The following is a 17,819-nucleotide window of genomic DNA, read 5'->3' as shown; positions in this document are numbered from 1 at the left end:
GGCATGCGCGGGCCCGGCGCCCTGCGCGTGGTGGGGCTCATGTCGGGCACCTCGTACGACGCCATCGATGCGGCCGCCGCCGACCTCGGCCTGGACGGGGACACGCTGGTGCTCACTCCGCTCGGCATGATCAGTACCGCGTACGAGGACGGTCTGCGGGCGGAGCTGGCAGGAGCGCTGCCACCCGCCGCGACGGACCTGGCCACGGTGTGCAGGCTCGACACGCGCATCGGACGGGCCTTCGCCGCCGCGGCCGTCCGGGCCGACCTCGAACTGTGCGAAGGGCGGGCCGACGTGATCGCCTCGCACGGGCAGACCGTCTACCACTGGGCCGAAGCCGGCCGGGTGCACGGCACGCTCCAGATCGGGGAGCCCGCCTGGATCGCCGAAGCGACGGGCCGGCCCGTGGTCTCCGGCTTCCGCACGCGGGACGTGGCCGCCGGGGGACAGGGGGCGCCCCTGGTGAGCGTCTTCGACGTCATGTGGCTGCGCGGGCGCCCGGGCGTCCCCGTGGCGCTCAACCTGGGCGGCATCGCGAACGTGACGGTGGTCGGGGACGGGGCGGGCGGCGCACCACTGGCCTTCGACACCGGACCCGCGAACGCGCTGATCGACGCGGCGGTACGGGAGCTCGCGGGCGGGGAGCGGTCCATGGACGTGGACGGCGCGCTCGCCGCACGCGGAACCGTGCACCCGGGGCTGCTGCGGAACCTGCTGGAAGAGCCGTACTACGCCCTGCCCGCACCGAAGACGACGGGCAAGGAACTCTTCCACCTGCCCCATCTGCGCGCGGCGCTGGACACCTGCGGGCCGCTGCCCGCCGAGGACGTCGTCGCCACCCTGACCCGGCTCACGGCACGGACCGTCGCCGACGCCGTCCGGCCCTTCGGAGCGACGGAGGTGATCGCCTCGGGCGGCGGCACCCGCAATCCGGTGCTGATGCGGTGGCTGCGGGAGGAACTGGGCGGGGGCGGCGCGGGCGTACCGCTGCGGACGTCGGACGAGCTCGGACTGCCGTCCGGCACGAAGGAGGCGTACGCCTTCGCCGTCCTGGGCTGGCTCACGGCGCACGGTCTGCCCGCGACCCTGCCCTCGTGCACCGGCGCCCGGCACCCCAGCGTCCTCGGCTCGCTCACCCCCGGGGCGGCCGGCCGGACCCTGCCCGCACCGCTCACGACGGCACCCGCCCGCCTGGTCGTCCGCGCCCCGCGCACGTACTGAACGGTCGGAGCGGTCCCGGACGGTCGGAGCGGCCGACGCGGCTCAGGAGTGTGCCGCACCGCACCTCCTGCTCGCCGTTTGAGCTCCGTCGTACAGGCCAGACGGGAAGGGATCGCGCATTCGAACGTGGTGCGCATCCCGATGGAGGTTCCGAGGTGCGAAACGTGTCGCGTCTGCCCGGCCGTGCCGAGCACCACTGGCTGTGGCAGGAGGAGGCCGCCTGCCGTGAACTGGGCTCCGGCCTGTTCTTCCACCCCAGGGGCGAGCAGGGCCCGAACCGCGAACGGCGGGACGAGGCGGCGAAAGAGGTGTGCGCGCTGTGCCCGGTGCAGCGCGACTGCCTGCGACACGCACTGAAGGTCGCCGAGCCCTTCGGGATCTGGGGCGGCCTCACCGTACGCGAGAGGCGCCGGCTGCGCACCGAGGAAGCGGAGCGCCCGGTGCCTTCCACCGCATGACCTGGGCAGACCACCTCGGCGAAAGCTCCTCGGATGATCGACAGCTAAGGCCGAAATTCTCGGGTACACGCAAAATGAATCACACCGGCGGATCAACCGTTTCGTCGAATTCCCGACTGAGAACGAGGACAACATGATTTTCGTCGGACTCATCCTCCTGCTCATCGGATTCCTGACCGGAATCTCCATTCTGTGGACCATAGGCATCGTTCTGCTCGTCATAGGCGCAGTGCTCTGGATCCTCGGCTCGGTGGGCCACGCGGTCGGCGGACGACGCCACTACTGGTAACCGGTGTGCACCGGGGGCCGCCAGCCGATGCGCGGCGGCCCCCGGGCCCGTAGCCTGGCCCGATGCGCCAGCACGATCTTGTCGTCATCGGTGCGGGATCCGGCAACGCCGTCATCGACGATGCGTTCACCGGTCTCGACGTGGCGATCGTCGAGGAGAAATGGTTCGGCGGAACCTGCCTGAACGCCGGCTGCATCCCCAGCAAGATGCTCGCCCACGCGGCGCACGTGGCCCGCACCGTCGGCGAAGCCGGTACGTACGACGTGGACGCGGAGCTGCTCGGCATGCGCTGGCGGGCCATGCGGGACCGCGTGTTCGGGCGCTTGGACGCCGAGCGCGAGGAGGGCCGCCGGGGACGCCTCGAGGACGGCTCCGTCACCGTGTACGAGGGAACGGCGCGTTTCACCGGCCCCCGGGAGCTGCGGATCGAGCGCGCCGACGGCTTCGTCGACATCGGCGCCCGGCAGATCGTCATCGCCGCCGGCGGCCGCCCGCTGGTACCCCCGCCCGTACTCCGCTCCTCGCTGCCGTACGAGACCTCCGACACCGTCATGCGGGTCGAAGCCCCGCCCCGGCGCCTGGCCGTCCTCGGCGGCGGCTACGTCGCGGCCGAGCTCGCGGAGGTGTTCGCGGCGGCCGGCAGCTCCGTGGTCATCGTGGAGAAGGAGGACCGGCTCCTCGGCCCCCAGGACGAGACGGTCGCCGAACGGTTCACCGAACTGGTCCGTTCCCGCTACGACCTGCGACTCGGCCGGGAAGTGACCGCCGTGGACGGCCGCCCGGGCGCCCTGCGGCTGACCCTGGACGACGCCTCCACGGTCGAGGCGGACCTGCTGCTGGTCGCCGCGGGCCGCGTGCCCAACAGCGACCGGCTGAACCTCGACGCCGCGGGCGTCGCCACCCACGACGACGGACGCATCGTCGTCGATGCGTACCAGCGCACCACGGCGGACGGCGTCTTCGCGCTCGGTGACATCTGCACTCCCGTACCGCTCAAGCACGTGGCGAACCGGGAGGCGCAGGTCGTCGCCCACAACCTCCGCCACCCCGAGGACCTGATCGCGGCCGACCACGACCTGGTGCCCGCGGCCGTCTTCACCAGCCCCCAGATCGCCTCCATCGGCGCCACCGCGCAGGACTGCCGCGACCGGGGCCTCGATCCCCTGGTGGGCGAGGCCCGGTACGCGGATGTCGCGTACGGCTGGGCGATGGAGGACTCCACCGGATTCTGCAAGGTGCTCGCCGAACGCGGCACCGGCCGGCTGCTCGGCGCGCACCTCATGGGCCCGCAGGCCGCCACGCTCATCCAGCCCCTCGTCCTGGCGATGACCCTGGGCATCGACGCGTCCGCGCTGGCCCGATCCGCGTACTGGATCCACCCGGCGCTCACCGAGGTCGTGGAGAAGGCTCTCCTCGACCTCGACCTCGACCTCGACTGACACCCCCGCATGCCACGTCCCCCAGCCCGGACCAGGGCTGGGGGACGTGGCATGCGGGGAGGTGCGGCGCGAGGCCTGCGCCGGTACCGGGCGACTCAGGTGTCCAGGAGCCGGTTGACCAGCGAGCGGTAGGCCTGCAGGGTCTGCCGCAGATCCTCGGTGGCCACCTGCTCGCCGCGGTCCTCCCACTGCTTCCCGAGCCCGCTCCGGTGTTCGGAGAGGGTGTCGGCGAACGACTGCACCACCTCGGCCATCAGGGTGTCCGCCTCCCGGACCGCCTCCTGCGGGTCGTCCACGAACCGGCCCTGGATCTCGCCCCACCGGGCGCGGTAGCGCTCGGCTCCGGCGGTTCCCATCAGCGGTTCCTCGTCGCTCCCGACGGCGTGGACCGAATCCGCCGGATCGGTTCCCGGTACGCCCCGCGGTACGGCCTGCGGCTCGTCCCGCGGCTCGTCCCGCCGTACGGCCTGCGGCTCGTCCTGCGGCAGGGGCTGCGGGATGTCCAGCGGTATGGGTATGGCCGGCGGTTCCTCCCGCGGCCCGTCCTTCGGTGCCTCCCGCGGATCGGGCACGACGGCTTCCCGGCCGGCTCCGCGAGCCCCTTCGAAACCCTCACCGGCCGTCGGTGCGGGGCGTGCGAGATCCTCCGCGGTCAGGACGCGGTCCGGTATCCGGCCCGCGGTGTCGGCGTCGTGCTTCTCGTTCTCGTCCCGGTTCTCGTTGTTGCGGTTCTCGTTCAGGTTCTGGTTCTGCATGTCATCGGCTCCTCTGGTCGGCAAGCAGCTCTTCGAACAGGGCGCGGTAATGGACCATCGCCCCGCGCAGCTCCTCTGTCGTCGCCTGTCCCGCATCGCTGCGCATCTTCGCCGCGTGCGCCGTCCGGTACTGCTCCAGCGTGCGGCCGTGCTCCACCGAGAGATCGCGCACCTGGTCCTCGTACCGCTCGGTGGGATAGCCGCGCTCGCCCATCACCCGGGTGACCAGCTCGTCGGCCCCCTTGACCGCTTCCTCGGGCCCGTCCACGAACTGCCGCTGCACACCGGTCCACTCGTCCGCGTACTGCTGACGGCGGTCGGGGGAGAGTTCCTTGATGCCGAGGCGGCCGTGCCGCTGCTCACGGTCGCGCAGCTCCCGCTCGGCGGCCCGCTTGTCGCCCTGTTCCTCTACGGTGCGTTCGTACTCCGGTCCGAACCGTTCACGCAGGTGGCGTCGTCGGCCCAGCGCCCACACCAGTGTCGCGAGCGCGAGCATGACGACCACCGCCACGACGATGACGGCTATCAGCGCATTGGTTGACATCTTCTGCCTTCGTCCGGGGGCTCATCGTGTCTGTCGGCGCGGCTGCCCCGCCGGGTGGCGCGCAAACGAACGGGTGGTGGTCGGGGGTTCCGGGTTTCAACCGCACGCCTTCGAGCAGGCGCCCTGCGTACCCAACCCCCCGCAAAGGGGCCGAACGGAAGGAACGTGGCATGGCCGCGGACAAGCAGGAGACCCAGGACGTCGTCGCCGTGATTCTCAAGGACCACCGCACCATGGAGGACCTGCTCCGCGGCATGCGCAGCGTGGAGGCGAACCGCGCGGGCGCCCTCGCGAAGTTCTCCGCGCTCCTCGTCGCGCACGGCGAGGCCGAGGAGTCCGAGGTGTACGGCGCGCTGAAGCGGTTCAAGGACGTGGACAACGCGGAGGTCGAGCACGGGGCGAAGGAGCACGCCGAGGGCAACGAAGCGCTGCTCGCCCTGCTGGAGGTGGCCGAGGTGGGCTCCGACGCCTGGGACGCGCGTCTGGAGGACCTGGTCAAAGCGGTGACCCACCACCTCGACGAGGAGGAGCGGACCATCCTCAACGATGCCCGGGAGAACGTCCCGGACGAGAGGCGCGCCGAGCTCGGGGCGGCGTTCCTCAAGGAGCGGGAGCGGCACCTCGCCGCCGACTGCGGCAGCGTCGAGAACGTGCGCGCGGCCGTACGGGGATGACGGCCCCGACGGCAGTGGTCGCAGCGCTGCCGTCGGCACCGTCCGCCACGACCAGCGGCATCGGGCCCGCGGGGGGAGGATGAAACGGAAGGACTCATGACGACTGTCCCGCGCCGGCACCGGCGCAGAGGGGAGTGGGTGATGGGACACGCGGATCCGGCGGCGGGCGAGCCGGAAGACGAGCTGCGGCGCGTGTACGAACTGGTGTTCCCCGGTGTGACCGAGGGCGGCCCGGACGTCGTGCGGGTGACCGCCACGGACCGGTCGGGGCCGGGAGGCAACCCGGTCTACGAGGACTCCACGGGCATCATCCAGGCGGAGATCAGCGAGCTGTCGGAGGTACGCGTGCTGGCCACCGGGGCCGGTCAGGAACCGGCTGCCGGGGTCACGGCCCGGCCCGTGCCTGGGTGATCCGCCACCCGGCCGGGATTCAGGGAGCGGGGACGCGCACCGCGAACAGCACGGTGTCGTCCTCGGCCTCCCGAGGCCCGACGGCGTCCAGGAGCGAACGCAGCAGCGCGTGCAGCCGGATCCCCGGCGGGGCCGCGGCGAGCTCGCGGGCGAGCCGCTCGACGTTCTCGTCGATGTCGGTGCCCCGCTCCTCGATCAGCCCGTCGGTGTACAGCAGCAGCGTGCTGCCCGGGGGAAGCGAACGGGTTCCGCAGGTGCGGGGCCCGGGCGGCAGGGCGTGGTGCAGCAGGACGTCGTGCTCGGTGAGGCTCTCCACCGCGCCGTCCGGGGTCAGCAAGAGCGGGGCGGGATGGCCGGCGTTGCTCCACTTCAGGTGCCAGTGACCGTCCGCCACCGGGCGGACGTAGGCGTGGACGGCGGTGCCGCTGGCCGGCAGGTCCAGGCGCCGGCAGGCCCGTTCGAGGGCGCCTAGGGCCTCTTCGGGTCCCTCGCCGGGGTGGTCGTGGTCCGCCTGGCGCAGCATGCTGCGGACCTGCCCCATGAGGGCGGCGGCCCGCATGTCGTGCCCGGTGATGTCGCCGACCGTGAGGGCGAGCGCCCCTGAGGCGCCGCCGTCCGGTACGCGGGGCAAGGGGTAGGCGTCGTACCAGTCTCCGCCGACCATGTCGTCCCGTGCCGCGGGCCGGTACAAGGCGGCCAGTTCCAGACCCGGGGTGTCGGGGAGATCCGTGAGCATGGCCCGCTGGAGCTGGCTGGCCGCCGTCACGCGGTCGTCGAGGTGGAGCGCGCGTTCGACCGCCTGGGCCGTGTACCCGGCGATCGTGGTCAGCATCGCCCGTTCGTTCAAGCCGATCTCGTGTGCCGCATCCCATCCCAGGACGAGGGCGCCGAGCATGCCGTGCGTGCCGCGCAGGGGCAGGCAGGCGGCGGTGTGGAGGTTCAGCGCGTCGAACCCCGGGCCCGCCAAGGTGTCCGTCAAGGTGCCGGCGGGGGCACCGGAGTCCGCGGGCGGCCCGGGGACCACCACCATCCGGTTCTCGCGCACCGCCCGCGCGACCGGCCAGTGCGACCCGAGGGCGAACTGCTCGGGAACGCCTCCGGGGGACGCGTCACCGTCGACGGGACTCGACACGCCGTGGAACACCCCCTGCCGGACCAGCAGCAGATCGACCCGGGCGGGCTTGAGGTCCCCGCTGACCAGGTCCCCGACCCGTTGGCGCACGTCGTCCAGGCCGCGGGTGTCGGCGAGGTCCTCGGAGGCCCGTAGGAGCAGCTCCGAACGGTTGAGCAGCCCGTGCACCCGCGAGGCCTCCTCCTCGGCGGCTTCGCGGGCCTGACGCCCGATCTCGGAGCGCATCCGCATCCGGGCCTGGGCGCTGCACGCGGCGGCCAGGTCCGAGAGGTCCTGCACCTCGTCCTCGCTCCAGACCCGCAGGGCGGGGTCCATGACGGCGAGGACACCGAGGAGCTCGCCGGAACTCCCGACCAGGGGAACACCGGCGAAGGAGAAGGCCGCGGCGCCGTCACCGGCCCTCGACAGGAACAGGGGCCGCCCGTCCTGCGCTACCCGGCGGCAGCACTCCAGGACGGCCTGGTCGGGCCTGGTCTCGGCCGGCCAGCACTCGGGCACCACGCCGGCGGCCTCGCCGGCCGGCTCCAGGCGTACGAGTCCCAGCGGGACCGAGAGCACGCGGGTGGCAAGCCGGGCGAACCGATTCAACCGTCTTCCCTCCCACACGTACCCGGGGCCGGACCCGCCCGCCCCCTGACCTGCACCCCGCAGGTCAGGCCACCATCCTAGGGGGTGTCTTGTCGATCAGGCCGGGCTCGCGGGGTCTGGCACCGCGCCTCGCCGCGTTGTCGTCACTCGCCGACTTCCCCAAGCTCTCGGCTCCGCTCGAGCAGGGGAGACCCCATTCGCGTCGACTCCCTCCTCCGCCTTGCGATCCACGGCACCAGACCCCGCTCCCTGATCCGGCCTGATCGACAAGACACCCCCTAGGGCGTGTCCTCCGCCTCACGGGCCGGGTTCCACCGGAGGCGGCCGGCGCAGCAGCTCGTCGTGGAGCAGCCGGCCGAGGAGCGCGCCGCCGAACACGACCACGCCGATGCCGACGAGCCAGGTCTGGATGACGAGCACGGTCCCGAAGGGGCCGTAGGTGACGGCGCTGGACGCGATCAGCGGCGAGAAGACGAGCCGGGAGAAGACCCGCAGCCCGAGCAGCCCGAGCATGGTGGCCACCGCCCCGGGGAACAGGGCGGCCCAGGCGATCCGGCCGCCGAGCAGCAGACGCTGGGACCACCAGAAGAACAGGGTGCCGATCACCACCGTCACGAAGCCGCGGGCGGGGGACTCGCGCCACGGCGGCGCGATCGCCGAGAGGAAGAGCACCCCCACCAGCACGCCGAGCCACAGCACGTGACGCCACCGGGCCCACCAGCGGGACGGAGGCAGGTCCCAGACCCGTTCGTAGCCGCTCTGCAGCATCGTGCCGAAGGACAGCCCGAACACGGCGAGCAGCGCGAGACCGAAGGCCGTCGTGGTCCGCCAGGCCTGGCCCGGCAGGGCGAAGAGCCGCTCGATCTCGGCCCTGGCGGCCGGCGATACGCCGAGCCCGTCTCCCAGCCACTGCGCGAAACCCTGACCGCTGCGCGTGTCCGCCGCGGACACGACGATGAGCAGCGGTACCAGGGTCAGGAATCCGAGCGCCGCGAACCCGAGGGAGCGCTGCCACAGGTCGACCTCCCGGACGTGGACCCAGCGCCGTCCGGCCCGCGCCCGGCGGCCGGCCCTGCGCATCCGCGCGAGGGGCGACAACCGACGGGGCGTACCGGAGCCGGTCATCTCGTCGGCGGCGGGTGCGGTGAGCGGGCCGGGCGGGCCGGATGAGCCGGAGGTCGGGTGACGGGCATGGGCATGGCGGCTCCAGGTGCTGCTTTCACCGTAGAACCCTCCCGACCGGGAATCCACCGCCGGGACGGCGTTCACGTGCGTGTCCGGGCGATCAGGCCGGGCATACGCGGACCAGGGACGACGGCCGGGGGACGGCCGGTCCGGCCCGGACGCACACATGGAGTCGACGGTCGGGGTGGAGCCGCAGTGAAGCCGACAGGAGAGGCCGAGGGCAATCCTCGGCGCACGGGTACGAGCACGGGTACGAGCGCGATCCCAAGCACGGGCGCGGGTGCGGATGTGAGCGCGCGGGGCCCGGTCGTGGGCCAGCGGCGCCGGCTCGCCCTGGGCGGTGTCCGGGGCGCGGTCGGCAAGGGGCGTGATTTCACTCGCCGGGCCCTGCGGGACTGGGAGTGGGACGGGCGGGAGAGCGCCGAGGACGCGCTGCTCGTCGTCTCCGAGCTGGTCACCAACGCCGCCCTGCACGCGCACGGCTGCGAGGAGCTCGCCCTGACCTCCGGCGAGACCCTGCGGATCGAGGTGCTCGACGGTGTGACGGAGCAGCCGCGCCCCGGGGCGGTACCCCGACCGGGCGTCCCCGGCGGCCACGGCCTGCACCTCGTGCGGCGGCTCTCCGACCGCTGGGGCTGCTACCCCGCCGGCACGGGCAAGGTCGTCTGGGCCGAGATCGACTCCTCCCGCCTGACCGCCCGGGGAGTTCCCGGCCGGTGATCGCAGAGCTGCCGGCCGTCACAGCCATCCGTTGCGGTGGAAGGCGCGGTGGAGGATTCCCGACGCGACCGCCATGAGCGCGACGGCGAGCGGATAGCCGTAGCTCCAGCCGAGTTCCGGCATGTGCTCGAAGTTCATTCCGTACACCCCGGCGACCATGGTCGGGATGGCGAATATCGCGGCCCAGGCCGAGATGCGCCGCATGTCGTCGTTCTGCCAGGTCCCCACGCGCGCCTGTTGGGCGCCGAGAACGGAGTTCAGCAGTTCGTCGAGGGTGCGCACCTCCACGTCCGTGCGGTGCAAGTGGTCGGTGACGTCGCGGAAGTACGGTGCGGCCTTGAGCGGATGGGCCTGGTCGTCCAGACCGGTGAGCAGGCCCTGGAGCACGGGGACGAGCGGCTGGACCGCGTCGCGGAACTCGCGGACCTCACGCTTGAGCGAGTAGATGCTCCCGGTGTGGTCGATGCGGGAGGAGGAGAAGACCTGGTCCTCCAGCCGGTTCAAGGCGGTGCGCACGCCGGCGGCGGCGTCCCCGTAGCCGTCGATGGCCACGTCGAGCACGGCGTGCAGAACGGCCCAGGTACCGAAGCGGAGCATGTCCGGACCGGCGTCGAGGCGGCGCGCGGCCTCGACGCAGGGGTCGACCGATCCGTGCCGCACCGTGAGGACGAAGCGGGGGCCCACGAACAGCATCACCTCGCCGGTCTCGACCGCCCCGTCCTTCTCGACGTACCAGATGGTCTTCAGCGCGACGGCCAGGACATCGCCGAAGCGCTCGCGCTTGGGACGTTGACGGGCATGCACCGCGTCCTCGACCGCCAGCGGATGCAGGCCCAGTTCATCGGCGAGCTGGAGGACCTCGTCCTCGGACGGATCGGCCAGCCGCACCCAGCCGAACTCCCCGTCACCCAGTCCGCGCAGCCTCTTGAGGACCAGTCGGCACGCCTCGTCCTCCAGCGCGCACTCCACCGTCTCCGAACGGCCGGTCTGCTCCTCGTACACAACACATTCCATCCTCTACGGATGCTTCGCGCAGCCCTTTTCATGCACGCGGGCAGTCGACCCGCGTGCCGCCGTACGGGGCAGTCGCCTCGTAGACGTGCAGATCGGGGGTAGGGGCTACGCATGATGACCACCGAACCCCTCGCGGCCGAAGCCACCGGCTCCCTGCTCCTGATCATCGTCGGAGTCCTCGTGGCCGTCCTCCTGACCGGCGCCTTCTGGTACGGCAGCCGACGCAGCGCCCGGCGCAGGGCCCCCGCCCGCCCGGCCCAGCAGAACCCCGAGGCACGGGCTCGCCAGGACTCCTGGCAGACCCCCGACGACGACGGCCCCGGCCACACACCCCGCACCTGAACGCGCCGTACGCCGCCCCGGTCCGGAGGGCCTGCGGCCCACGACGGGGGAGCGCGGAGCGACTGAGGGCGACGGCGCGGGGTAGGCGCCGGAAGGAGACCGCACCAGCGAAGGAGGACGAGATGACAGCCCATGAGCATTCCCGGCGCCACGCTCGCACCACCCCGTCCGAAGCCGAGGGGGAGAGCGGCGACCGCGAGGCCCGCCGGCAGGCCGACGAAGCCGTCGTCCCGCGTCCCGAGGGGGGCGACGGCGAAGCGGATGCCGCCGGACACGAGTCCAAGCAGCAGAGTCCGGGCATCGGACGCGAAGAGCAGGACCGCCCGCACGACCCGAAGCCCTCGGCCGGCCGGACCCCGTGAGCCGGAACGCGAGCCAGAACCAATGAAACGGAGCGATCCCTGATGCGCACCACAGCGGCACGAGTGATGGGTGTGGCCACCCTCGGGTACGGCGTGGCGGTCGCCTGCCGGCCCAAGGTACTGGCCCGCCCCTGCGGCTTGGCGGAGCAGGGCTCCTCCGCACTGCTGATCCGCGCCCTCGGCGTCCGCGATGCCGTCGTCGGCGCGGCCATGGTCGCCGTCCCCGCAGGCGGCGCGCTGCGCACGGCCGTACTGTGCCGGGTCGCCATCGATGCGGGGGACGCGCTGCTCTTCGGCACCTTCCTGCCGCACCGGAACGAGCGCGCCAAGGCAGCCGCGGCCGCGCTGGCCTGGGCGGCCCTCTGCGGCTGGACCCTGACCCGCGGGGAAAGTCCGGGGGCGCCGCTCCTGGAGGACGCGGCCAACGTCGCCGTACGGGCCGCCCAGTCCGCCACGCGCGCCGAACTCTGACGCAGGCGAAGGAACCACCGGGGCCCGGGCCCGGTGGAGGAGCTCCGTCCGAGGAAGCGACGGCACCGGGATACCTCCACCGGGACCCCGACGGGGGATGCGGATCCGCCGGCCGTCGCACTCCCCCCCCGTCCCCGCCCGCCCCCGCCCGCCAACTGTCGGCCAGCCACCGATGAGTTCGAGCCATTGGTCCCGCGGCGCGGGCCCGGCGGGGGAGCGGCGCCCGATCAGGGGCAGGCGAGCAGCAACAGCTCCTCCATCCGAAGGAGAACGGCCATGCTGATCACTGTCAGTCGCTCCGGGGGTTTCACCGGCGCGGACACGATGCGGAAGATCGACACCTCCGTCCGGCGGGATGCTGCGGAATGGGAGGGTCTCGCGCGGCGCGCCGTGCGGCCGGTCGCGGACGGCTTCCACTACCGGATCACGATCGACGGCCGGGCGGTCGACGTCGACGAGGCGGCCCTGACCGACGACCAGCGCGATCTGATCCGCGCGGTCCTCGGCGAAGGAGCCTGACCCGCTCCAGGGGCCCGTAACCGACGTCGGTTCGCGGTTCCCCCGGTCGGTCCAGTGTGGTGGAGACGGAGCGGGGCAGACGCGCGGAGCTGTGCAGCCCATCTTGGAGGCGTATCAATGTCCTGCGTAACTGCTCTGATCGTTGTGCGCGTCGAGACGGTGACGGGTCACGTGTATTTTCTTTCCCGCTTCTCGTACGACGGCGGTGACCCGTACGTGGTGCGGGCCGAGTTCCTGGACGGCGACAAGGTCCTGGCGGGCTGGCATTTCGACCGGCAGATGCTGTCCGAGGGGCTCCACCATCCGGTGGGGGAGGGCGACGTCGCCTTCCGCCCCGCTCGGAGCTTCGGCCGCGATGAACTCCGCGTCGACCTGATCGGCCGGATCGACGACCGGCAGGACCATGCCGTCGTCTTCCTGGACGCCCCCGCGCTGAGGGGCTTCCTGGAGGAGACCTACGCCGCTGTCGCTGCCGGGGAGGAGTTCCTCGACCTCGACAAGCTCCTCGACGAGTTCCTGGCTCGCTGAACGGCCCGATCGGAGCAGGGAGATGGCGTCCGCCATCTCTTTGCTGTCCGTTACCGAGGCCCGGGGTGGCCCCGGTCGTTTTCGCTGCGGCCCCGGTTCCCGAGCGGCTCCTCGGTCGGCTCGAGGCCCAGCATCTCCAGGAGCGAGGCCAGGTCCCCGGGGCTGGTGGTACGGGACTCGATCACCTCTCTGGCGCCCTGATGCGGGTCTGTGGCGCCCGGGAGGGTGCTGGTGCTCCGGCGGCCGGCCAGGACCGAGGAGCCCCCTGCGGACCCGCCCTGCGGGTCGGGGCGCGACCGGTACCCGGAAGCAGCCGCACAGACGGCCGAGGCGCCTGCGGAGCGGCCGGTCCGTACGCGGCGTGCAACGACGTCGAGGGCCTCCGTCAGCAGACGGGGCCCGAGCGCGGCCGGCCGGAGCGGCAGGCAGGCGGTGAGACGTAGGGCGGTGGGGCGTCGATCCGTCATGAGGTGCTTCCCGTCGTCGCGTTCGGGTCCTGGCGGGTGGTGGCCGCCGGAGCTGCACGGTTGCTCCGGGTGCGACTGCCCATCTGGGTCCATTCGGCAAACCACCAGGCGCCGGCTATCACGATCCCCCACACCAGGGCGCTGAGCAGGGCCATCCGCCAGGACGCTCCTTCGCCCACACGCTCGACGACCGTCAAGGCCGCCCAGCTGATGACGAGTACGGCAATCGCACGAACACTTCGGTGCTTGAGCATGCGGCCCGCCTACCCCACTCGTGCGGGCTAAACGCCGACAAGCACATCAGGGCGGGGACGACAGCTTGTTGCTGTCGTCCCCGCCCTGATGTGGTGTGGCCAGCGGGTCACCGTGCTGCGAGAAGAGGGAAACCCCGGCCGCTCTGCACTCCCCGAGCGCGGTGCGCCAGCCGGCGGGCCGCGTGCACGCTGCGTCGCGCCAGGCAGAGCTCGCCCGCCGAGACGTGGCAGGTCGGGCAGGGCTCGGCGAAGGCACCGTGCCGGAAACGGCGGTGCGTCTCGTAGGCGGCGTCCAGCGTCGCGTCGAGCGCCGAATGCGGGAGCCCGACGGCTATGCGGGCGGCTGCGTGCACCGGCCGGCGAGGGGTGACGTCCAGGACCGGGGTGGTGCTCATGAAGGGATCTCCTCGTACAAGGGAGCGTGCGCAAGCCGTGCCCCCACCCACGGGCACGCGGGCGACCGGGTGGCACGAGCCCCTGGCGGGGCCGGGGTGCGGCTTAGGCTGCGGCGGCTACCGGGGTCGAGGCAGCCGAGAGCGCGGCGGCCGCCAGGGAGCGGGTGGGTCGGACGGCCAGCCCCTCGGCCCCCGTGTGCGCCTCCAGCACCCGGCGCGTGGCGGCGGTCGCCGCGAGGACGGCCAGCGGGGCGCCCGAGGCCCGGCACATGCGCTGGGTTCGTACGACGGTGCTCACCGCGGCGGTGCTCAGCGGGGCGTCCGAGAGCTCCAGCATGACGGGTGCCGATCGGTGGGCGGCGAGGTATCCGTCGATCGCCCAGGCGGCCGCGGCCCGGCCGGCGATGTCGAGATCGGCCCGCAGGCGGATGGTCAGCACACCGTTGTCGGTCACGTTGAAGGGCAGCACAGACACTCCTTGTCCTCACGATCACCCTCGGCTGGGCACTGTGCGGATGCCCGCGACTCGGACGGTTATGCGCGGTCTCCTCGGTCAGGACCCGCAAGCACCGAACGCGTCGTGCCGCATTCTCTTCGGCGACGCAGGCATGGGGTGCCCGGACAGGGGCAGGCGGGATTCCATGCGGAGGGCGGAGCCGTCCGCGGCAAGGCATCGGAAAGGGAGGGGTGCGGGGGCGATCCCCCTGTCGAACTCCGCTTACCGGAGGAGTTGTCTTCGCGTGTCGAGAGCGCTCCCGAGTCCCACCGGGACAAGCACCTGGGGGACGCGGACTGCCACGAGGTGCTGGGCACCTACGACGGGTATGGCGGCTGCCCCGCCTGACTCCCCGTGAGGGGCCCGAACTCCCGGAGTTCGGGCCCCTCACCCGTCTCCCCGAGGAGGGCCGATGGCCGACTGCCGGAGCGTCCCACCCGTGCGCGCGGAGACCGTGAACAGCGTCAAGGCCGATGTGGCCGAGATCAAGGAGAGGGTCCACCGATGACGAACCAGCCCCACAACAGTGAGTTCACCCCCTCGAAGGAGGGACTCGGCGACCGGATCGAGCACACCCGCGACGAGCTCGGCCGGTCCGTCGAAGCCCTCGCGGCCAAGGCCGATGCGCAGGCCCAGGCCGCCAAGGAGAAGGCCGCCGACGCCAAGGACCAGGCCATGGACGCGGCGGCCGACGCCAAGGACCAGGCCCGGGACCTGCAGGCACGAGCCGTGCAGAAGGCGTCCGCGGTGACGGAGCAGGCCGCGGATGTCGTGCAGGACAAGACCCCGGACCCGGTCCTCGACGGGGCGGAACGGGTGGCCACCAGGGCGTGGGCCAACCGCGCTCCGCTGATCGGCATCGGCGCCGCCCTGCTCGTGGTCCTGTTGGTGCGTCGTGGCCGGGGGCGCAAGTGAAGGTGTCCAAGGTCGCGTACAAGCCGGTCGGAATGGCACTGGGAGCGGCGAGCGGCATGCTGGCCGGGATGGCGTTCAAGCAGGCCTGGAAGGCGATCGAAGGGGAGGGCGACGCCCCGAACGCCACGGATGAGGACCGCTCCTGGAAGGAGATCCTCATAGCGGCCGCTCTCCAGGGCGCGATCTTCGCCGTCGTCAAGGCCGCCGTCGACCGGTCCGGGGCCCTCGCGACCCGGCGGGTCACGGGCACCTGGCCCGGGTAGACCGGCCGGGTGACGGTGCCGCGCTCATCGGAGAACACGACATGAGAGGAAGGCTTCCGAATGGACCTGGCCGTGCTGTGGTTCCCCAGCGGACCTACTGGAATCATCCTGCTGATCGGTGCTCTTGTGGCGCTCTGGGTAGGAATCTACCTGGGGAGGAGACAAAGTTAGCCCGGGGCGCTTTGCCGAAGACCCCGGGCTCCGGCGCGGAGCAGTCCGCCGCCGCCCCACTTGCCACCCGCGACGGGAGCCCTCATGAGCACGGCCAAGGACTTGTGCATCATCACCATGGACGAAGGGCCGGAGGCCGGTGTCGGGCAGGGCGACTTGTCGCTCGTGCTCGCGGGCGCCGAACTGATCGATCTCCTCGCCGTGCAGGCCGTTTCTCTGGACGGCCACTCCATCGTGCCCGGCGGCCCGTACGAGCCGCATGACGAGCTCGTGGCGGAGGCCTTGTCGGAGCTCATCCGGCAGCTGCCCTACGAAAGCGTCGAAGGCTGGCTGTGGCGCCGCGGCCGGGACCTTTCCGCGACCTACCACGCATCCCTCGAAGCCGCCGGCCAGCTCACGCGGGGACGGCGCGCCCTGCTGCCCTTCGGAAACGATCACCTGGAAGTGGCCGAGACACCCGTCCGGCGCCGGGCCCGGAGCCGGTGGGAGGCGGGCGAGCCCACGCTCCTCGCCCTCGCCGCGGCCGCCGGTGTCGTGGCCACCCGCGACGAGGAGGCAGGCGGGCACCGGAACGCAGCGGTCGTCGAGGACGAAGCGGTGGCCACGGTGCTGGCGAGCGTCGACGACGCGCTGACGGAGCTGGAAGCCGTGAGGCAGCGGCGCTCCATCGAGAACGCGGCCTTCGCCAACGTCTGGCGCGCCCCGTAGACCCCGGCCCGGCGGCATTCGGGAACGTACCGGATGCCGCCGGCCCGCGGCGGGACGCCCGCACGGCGACGCCGTGGCGCTACCGGGCGAGGAGGGCGCTCACCGTCTTGCCGCCCGTCGGCCGCGGGGTGATGCTCGTGGCCCTGGCCAGGTGGTTGACCATGGGCCAGCCGAATCCTCCGGCACCGCCGATCAGGTCGGGGGCGCGCATCTGCGGAGGCCGCGGACTGTCGTCGTGCACGGCGACCTCGACCCCGTCCGGATGCTCGGTGAGGTCCAGGACGCAGATGCCGGCACCGTGGCGCAGGGCGTTGGTGACGAGCTCGGAAACGACCAGGACCACGGCGTCGGCGGCTTCGGCCGCGACCACCGGCAGGAGGTCGTGGAGGAAGTGGCGGGTGTTCTCGCGTGCGCCGGCGACGGATGCCGTGGCGCGGGCGGGTGCGAGGGCGATGCTCATCGTGTTCATCACGTCTCCTTCGGCGCTGGTTGTCGCTGCCCGGTCCTGCTGGTGCTCCATGGGTCCTTCGGACTGCCCGGACCGAGCCGGCGAGGGCACCCGTCGGATGCGGGCTGCCCCGGGGAGCTCCTACTGATGGGGTACGTGGTTCAGCCGCCGGGTGTGCCTGCGGGTGCGCCCGTGGGGCGCGGGGGACCGGCGCCGCCGGCCGGGGAAGGGATTGCGTCGTGCGGGGACGCTGGGCGCCAGACCGAGGAGCGCAATGACCGCGAGGGCCGCGGCGATGATGAGGACGATGCTGAGGGTCATGTTTCTGCCTCCCGTCGGGTTCTGATTGCTTGTAATTACTTGGTGTTACCGAATTACGCGCGACTAAACACGGTGGGTGACGTTTGTGTGGCAGTGGCTGGGCATACGCCGTGAGGCAGCGCCTGCGAGCGGGCGGGCCGACCCTACGGGCGGGCGGACCCTACGCGTACGCGGGCGGAGCCGGGCCGGTTATCGGCTGGTGGGCCTGCCGGACTTGAGCCGGGAGGCTTCGATCTCGGCCCAGACGGCCTTGCCGTGGGGGTGGGTGTGGGTGCCCCAGCGGTCGGAGAGGCGTTCCACGATGTGCAGTCCGTGGCCGCCCGGGGTGCCGTGGCGTGGGGCGGGGTGGAGGAGGGGGAGGTCCGTCGTGCCGTCGTAGACCTCGATGCGCAGGGTTTCCCCGGAGGTGAGGACGAGCTCGTGACAACCGCCCGCGTGCAGGGAGGCGTTGGTCAGCAGCTCGGACACGAGGAGCAGGGCGTCCTCGGAGGTCTCGGTGCCGTCCCAGCCCCAGTCCCGCAGGGCCTCGCGCGTGAAATCGCGGCTCTTGGCCACGGCGCCGCGAACGCCCGTCAGGGCGAGCCTGCGGCGCTGTCCTCCGGTGGGAAGGCCCGCGTTCAACGGATCACCCGTTTCAGGTCCGATGGTCTCCACCGAGGTCTTTCACCCCCACGTTGGCACTGCTCCGTGCTCTCTGTGCTCTCTGTGCTCCCTGGCCTCGCACCGTGA

27 protein-coding genes are annotated in these 17,819 nt (G+C 72.3%); 15 read left to right on the top strand and 12 right to left on the bottom strand.

From position 1 onward, the window contains the following. Positions 1–21 precede the first annotated feature (21 nt). From ACIA8F_RS15970 to ACIA8F_RS15955, 4 genes are all read left to right on the top strand, one after another. Positions 22–1,221, top strand: coding sequence for an anhydro-N-acetylmuramic acid kinase (locus ACIA8F_RS15970; protein ID WP_399379489.1), 1,200 nt, complete (start codon positions 22–24; stop codon positions 1,219–1,221). A 155-nt stretch (positions 1,222–1,376) separates the two neighbouring features. After that, the gene (locus ACIA8F_RS15965) at positions 1,377–1,679 is read left to right on the top strand and encodes a WhiB family transcriptional regulator (RefSeq protein WP_399379199.1); all 303 of its coding nucleotides are present in this window, start codon (positions 1,377–1,379) and stop codon (positions 1,677–1,679) included. A gap of 133 nt (positions 1,680–1,812) precedes the next feature. Beyond that, positions 1,813–1,968, top strand: coding sequence for a DUF6131 family protein (locus ACIA8F_RS15960; protein ID WP_399379197.1), 156 nt, complete (start codon positions 1,813–1,815; stop codon positions 1,966–1,968). Between the two features lie 62 nt (positions 1,969–2,030). Continuing rightward, positions 2,031–3,407 (top strand): mycothione reductase, encoded by a 1,377-nt coding sequence (locus ACIA8F_RS15955; protein ID WP_399379195.1) that lies wholly within the window; start codon positions 2,031–2,033, stop codon positions 3,405–3,407. Positions 3,408–3,502: 95 nt separating this feature from the next. On the opposite strand, the gene ACIA8F_RS15950 is transcribed toward ACIA8F_RS15955, so the two are convergent. Together ACIA8F_RS15950 and ACIA8F_RS15945 are read right to left on the bottom strand one after the other, a co-directional pair. Next, the gene (locus ACIA8F_RS15950) at positions 3,503–4,162 is read right to left on the bottom strand and encodes a hypothetical protein (protein ID WP_399379193.1); all 660 of its coding nucleotides are present in this window, start codon (positions 4,160–4,162) and stop codon (positions 3,503–3,505) included. A gap of 1 nt (position 4,163) precedes the next feature. After that, a complete protein-coding gene (locus tag ACIA8F_RS15945; protein ID WP_399379191.1) occupies positions 4,164–4,706 on the bottom strand; it encodes a hypothetical protein in 543 nt (180 codons plus the stop codon). Positions 4,707–4,876: 170 nt separating this feature from the next. Between ACIA8F_RS15945 and ACIA8F_RS15940 the strand changes: the two genes are divergently transcribed. Beyond that, a complete protein-coding gene (locus tag ACIA8F_RS15940; protein ID WP_399379189.1) occupies positions 4,877–5,380 on the top strand; it encodes a hemerythrin domain-containing protein in 504 nt (167 codons plus the stop codon). A 96-nt stretch (positions 5,381–5,476) separates the two neighbouring features. Continuing rightward, complete coding sequence (locus tag ACIA8F_RS15935; protein ID WP_399379187.1) at positions 5,477–5,791, top strand: DUF6296 family protein; 315 nt, start codon at positions 5,477–5,479, stop codon at positions 5,789–5,791. Between the two features lie 19 nt (positions 5,792–5,810). Here ACIA8F_RS15935 and ACIA8F_RS15930 read toward each other — a convergent pair whose 3' ends face one another. Together ACIA8F_RS15930 and ACIA8F_RS15925 are read right to left on the bottom strand one after the other, a co-directional pair. Continuing rightward, positions 5,811–7,511, bottom strand: coding sequence for a SpoIIE family protein phosphatase (locus ACIA8F_RS15930; RefSeq protein ID WP_399379186.1), 1,701 nt, complete (start codon positions 7,509–7,511; stop codon positions 5,811–5,813). Positions 7,512–7,808: 297 nt separating this feature from the next. After that, positions 7,809–8,591: a ribonuclease BN gene (locus ACIA8F_RS15925; RefSeq protein WP_399379488.1), complete on the bottom strand. Its 783-nt coding sequence runs from the start codon at positions 8,589–8,591 to the stop codon at positions 7,809–7,811. Positions 8,592–8,984: 393 nt separating this feature from the next. On the opposite strand from ACIA8F_RS15925, the gene ACIA8F_RS15920 reads away from it, so the two are divergent. After that, positions 8,985–9,416, top strand: coding sequence for an ATP-binding protein (locus ACIA8F_RS15920; protein WP_399379184.1), 432 nt, complete (start codon positions 8,985–8,987; stop codon positions 9,414–9,416). A gap of 18 nt (positions 9,417–9,434) precedes the next feature. On the opposite strand, the gene ACIA8F_RS15915 is transcribed toward ACIA8F_RS15920, so the two are convergent. Further along, the gene (locus ACIA8F_RS15915) at positions 9,435–10,430 is read right to left on the bottom strand and encodes a magnesium and cobalt transport protein CorA (protein ID WP_399379182.1); all 996 of its coding nucleotides are present in this window, start codon (positions 10,428–10,430) and stop codon (positions 9,435–9,437) included. 111 nt (positions 10,431–10,541) lie between these two features. Between ACIA8F_RS15915 and ACIA8F_RS15910 the strand changes: the two genes are divergently transcribed. From ACIA8F_RS15910 to ACIA8F_RS15890, 5 genes are all read left to right on the top strand, one after another. Further along, on the top strand, positions 10,542–10,772 hold the full coding sequence (locus tag ACIA8F_RS15910; RefSeq protein WP_399379180.1) for a DUF6479 family protein: 231 nt from the start codon (positions 10,542–10,544) through the stop codon (positions 10,770–10,772). Between the two features lie 122 nt (positions 10,773–10,894). Beyond that, positions 10,895–11,134, top strand: a complete 240-nt coding sequence (locus ACIA8F_RS15905) for a hypothetical protein (protein WP_399379178.1) — start codon at positions 10,895–10,897, stop codon at positions 11,132–11,134. Positions 11,135–11,176: 42 nt separating this feature from the next. Next, on the top strand, positions 11,177–11,605 hold the full coding sequence (locus tag ACIA8F_RS15900; protein ID WP_399379176.1) for a hypothetical protein: 429 nt from the start codon (positions 11,177–11,179) through the stop codon (positions 11,603–11,605). Positions 11,606–11,881: 276 nt separating this feature from the next. Next, positions 11,882–12,124: a protealysin inhibitor emfourin gene (locus ACIA8F_RS15895; protein WP_399379174.1), complete on the top strand. Its 243-nt coding sequence runs from the start codon at positions 11,882–11,884 to the stop codon at positions 12,122–12,124. A 171-nt stretch (positions 12,125–12,295) separates the two neighbouring features. Beyond that, complete coding sequence (locus tag ACIA8F_RS15890) at positions 12,296–12,652, top strand: SsgA family sporulation/cell division regulator (protein ID WP_399379172.1); 357 nt, start codon at positions 12,296–12,298, stop codon at positions 12,650–12,652. A gap of 50 nt (positions 12,653–12,702) precedes the next feature. On the opposite strand, the gene ACIA8F_RS15885 is transcribed toward ACIA8F_RS15890, so the two are convergent. The 4 genes from ACIA8F_RS15885 to ACIA8F_RS15870 form a co-directional block, all read right to left on the bottom strand. Further along, positions 12,703–13,119, bottom strand: a complete 417-nt coding sequence (locus ACIA8F_RS15885) for a hypothetical protein (RefSeq protein WP_399379170.1) — start codon at positions 13,117–13,119, stop codon at positions 12,703–12,705. Next, positions 13,116–13,373 (bottom strand): hypothetical protein, encoded by a 258-nt coding sequence (locus tag ACIA8F_RS15880; protein WP_399379168.1) that lies wholly within the window; start codon positions 13,371–13,373, stop codon positions 13,116–13,118. Before ACIA8F_RS15880 ends, ACIA8F_RS15885 begins: the two co-directional genes overlap by 4 nt. Positions 13,374–13,480: 107 nt before the next feature. Further along, the gene (locus ACIA8F_RS15875; RefSeq protein WP_399379166.1) at positions 13,481–13,768 is read right to left on the bottom strand and encodes a hypothetical protein; all 288 of its coding nucleotides are present in this window, start codon (positions 13,766–13,768) and stop codon (positions 13,481–13,483) included. A 103-nt stretch (positions 13,769–13,871) separates the two neighbouring features. Continuing rightward, positions 13,872–14,243 (bottom strand): hypothetical protein, encoded by a 372-nt coding sequence (locus tag ACIA8F_RS15870; protein WP_399379164.1) that lies wholly within the window; start codon positions 14,241–14,243, stop codon positions 13,872–13,874. A 525-nt stretch (positions 14,244–14,768) separates the two neighbouring features. Here ACIA8F_RS15870 and ACIA8F_RS15865 point away from each other — a divergent pair. The 3 genes from ACIA8F_RS15865 (at position 14,769) to ACIA8F_RS15855 (ending at position 16,321) form a co-directional block, all read left to right on the top strand. Beyond that, positions 14,769–15,179 (top strand): DUF3618 domain-containing protein, encoded by a 411-nt coding sequence (locus ACIA8F_RS15865; RefSeq protein ID WP_399379162.1) that lies wholly within the window; start codon positions 14,769–14,771, stop codon positions 15,177–15,179. Continuing rightward, positions 15,176–15,442, top strand: coding sequence for a DUF4235 domain-containing protein (locus ACIA8F_RS15860; protein WP_399379160.1), 267 nt, complete (start codon positions 15,176–15,178; stop codon positions 15,440–15,442). The genes ACIA8F_RS15865 and ACIA8F_RS15860 overlap by 4 nt, the downstream gene beginning before the upstream one ends. A 255-nt stretch (positions 15,443–15,697) precedes the next feature. After that, positions 15,698–16,321, top strand: a complete 624-nt coding sequence (locus ACIA8F_RS15855; RefSeq protein WP_399379159.1) for a GPP34 family phosphoprotein — start codon at positions 15,698–15,700, stop codon at positions 16,319–16,321. Positions 16,322–16,400: 79 nt separating this feature from the next. Here ACIA8F_RS15855 and ACIA8F_RS15850 read toward each other — a convergent pair whose 3' ends face one another. The 3 genes from ACIA8F_RS15850 to ACIA8F_RS15840 all read right to left on the bottom strand — a co-directional run bounded on the left by ACIA8F_RS15850 (position 16,401) and on the right by ACIA8F_RS15840 (position 17,711). Continuing rightward, positions 16,401–16,790: an ATP-binding protein gene (locus tag ACIA8F_RS15850; RefSeq protein ID WP_399379157.1), complete on the bottom strand. Its 390-nt coding sequence runs from the start codon at positions 16,788–16,790 to the stop codon at positions 16,401–16,403. 120 nt (positions 16,791–16,910) lie between these two features. Further along, on the bottom strand, positions 16,911–17,090 hold the full coding sequence (locus ACIA8F_RS15845; protein WP_399379155.1) for a hypothetical protein: 180 nt from the start codon (positions 17,088–17,090) through the stop codon (positions 16,911–16,913). A 189-nt stretch (positions 17,091–17,279) separates the two neighbouring features. Next, positions 17,280–17,711, bottom strand: coding sequence for an ATP-binding protein (locus ACIA8F_RS15840; protein ID WP_399379154.1), 432 nt, complete (start codon positions 17,709–17,711; stop codon positions 17,280–17,282). Between the last annotated feature and the right edge of the window lie 108 nt (positions 17,712–17,819).

This window comes from Streptomyces sp. NPDC051563, assembly GCF_044454225.1.
Taxonomy (GTDB): domain Bacteria; phylum Actinomycetota; class Actinomycetes; order Streptomycetales; family Streptomycetaceae; genus Streptomyces.
The sequence above is the reverse complement of the archived record's forward strand: the minus strand, read 5'-3'. Positions and strand labels throughout refer to the sequence as shown.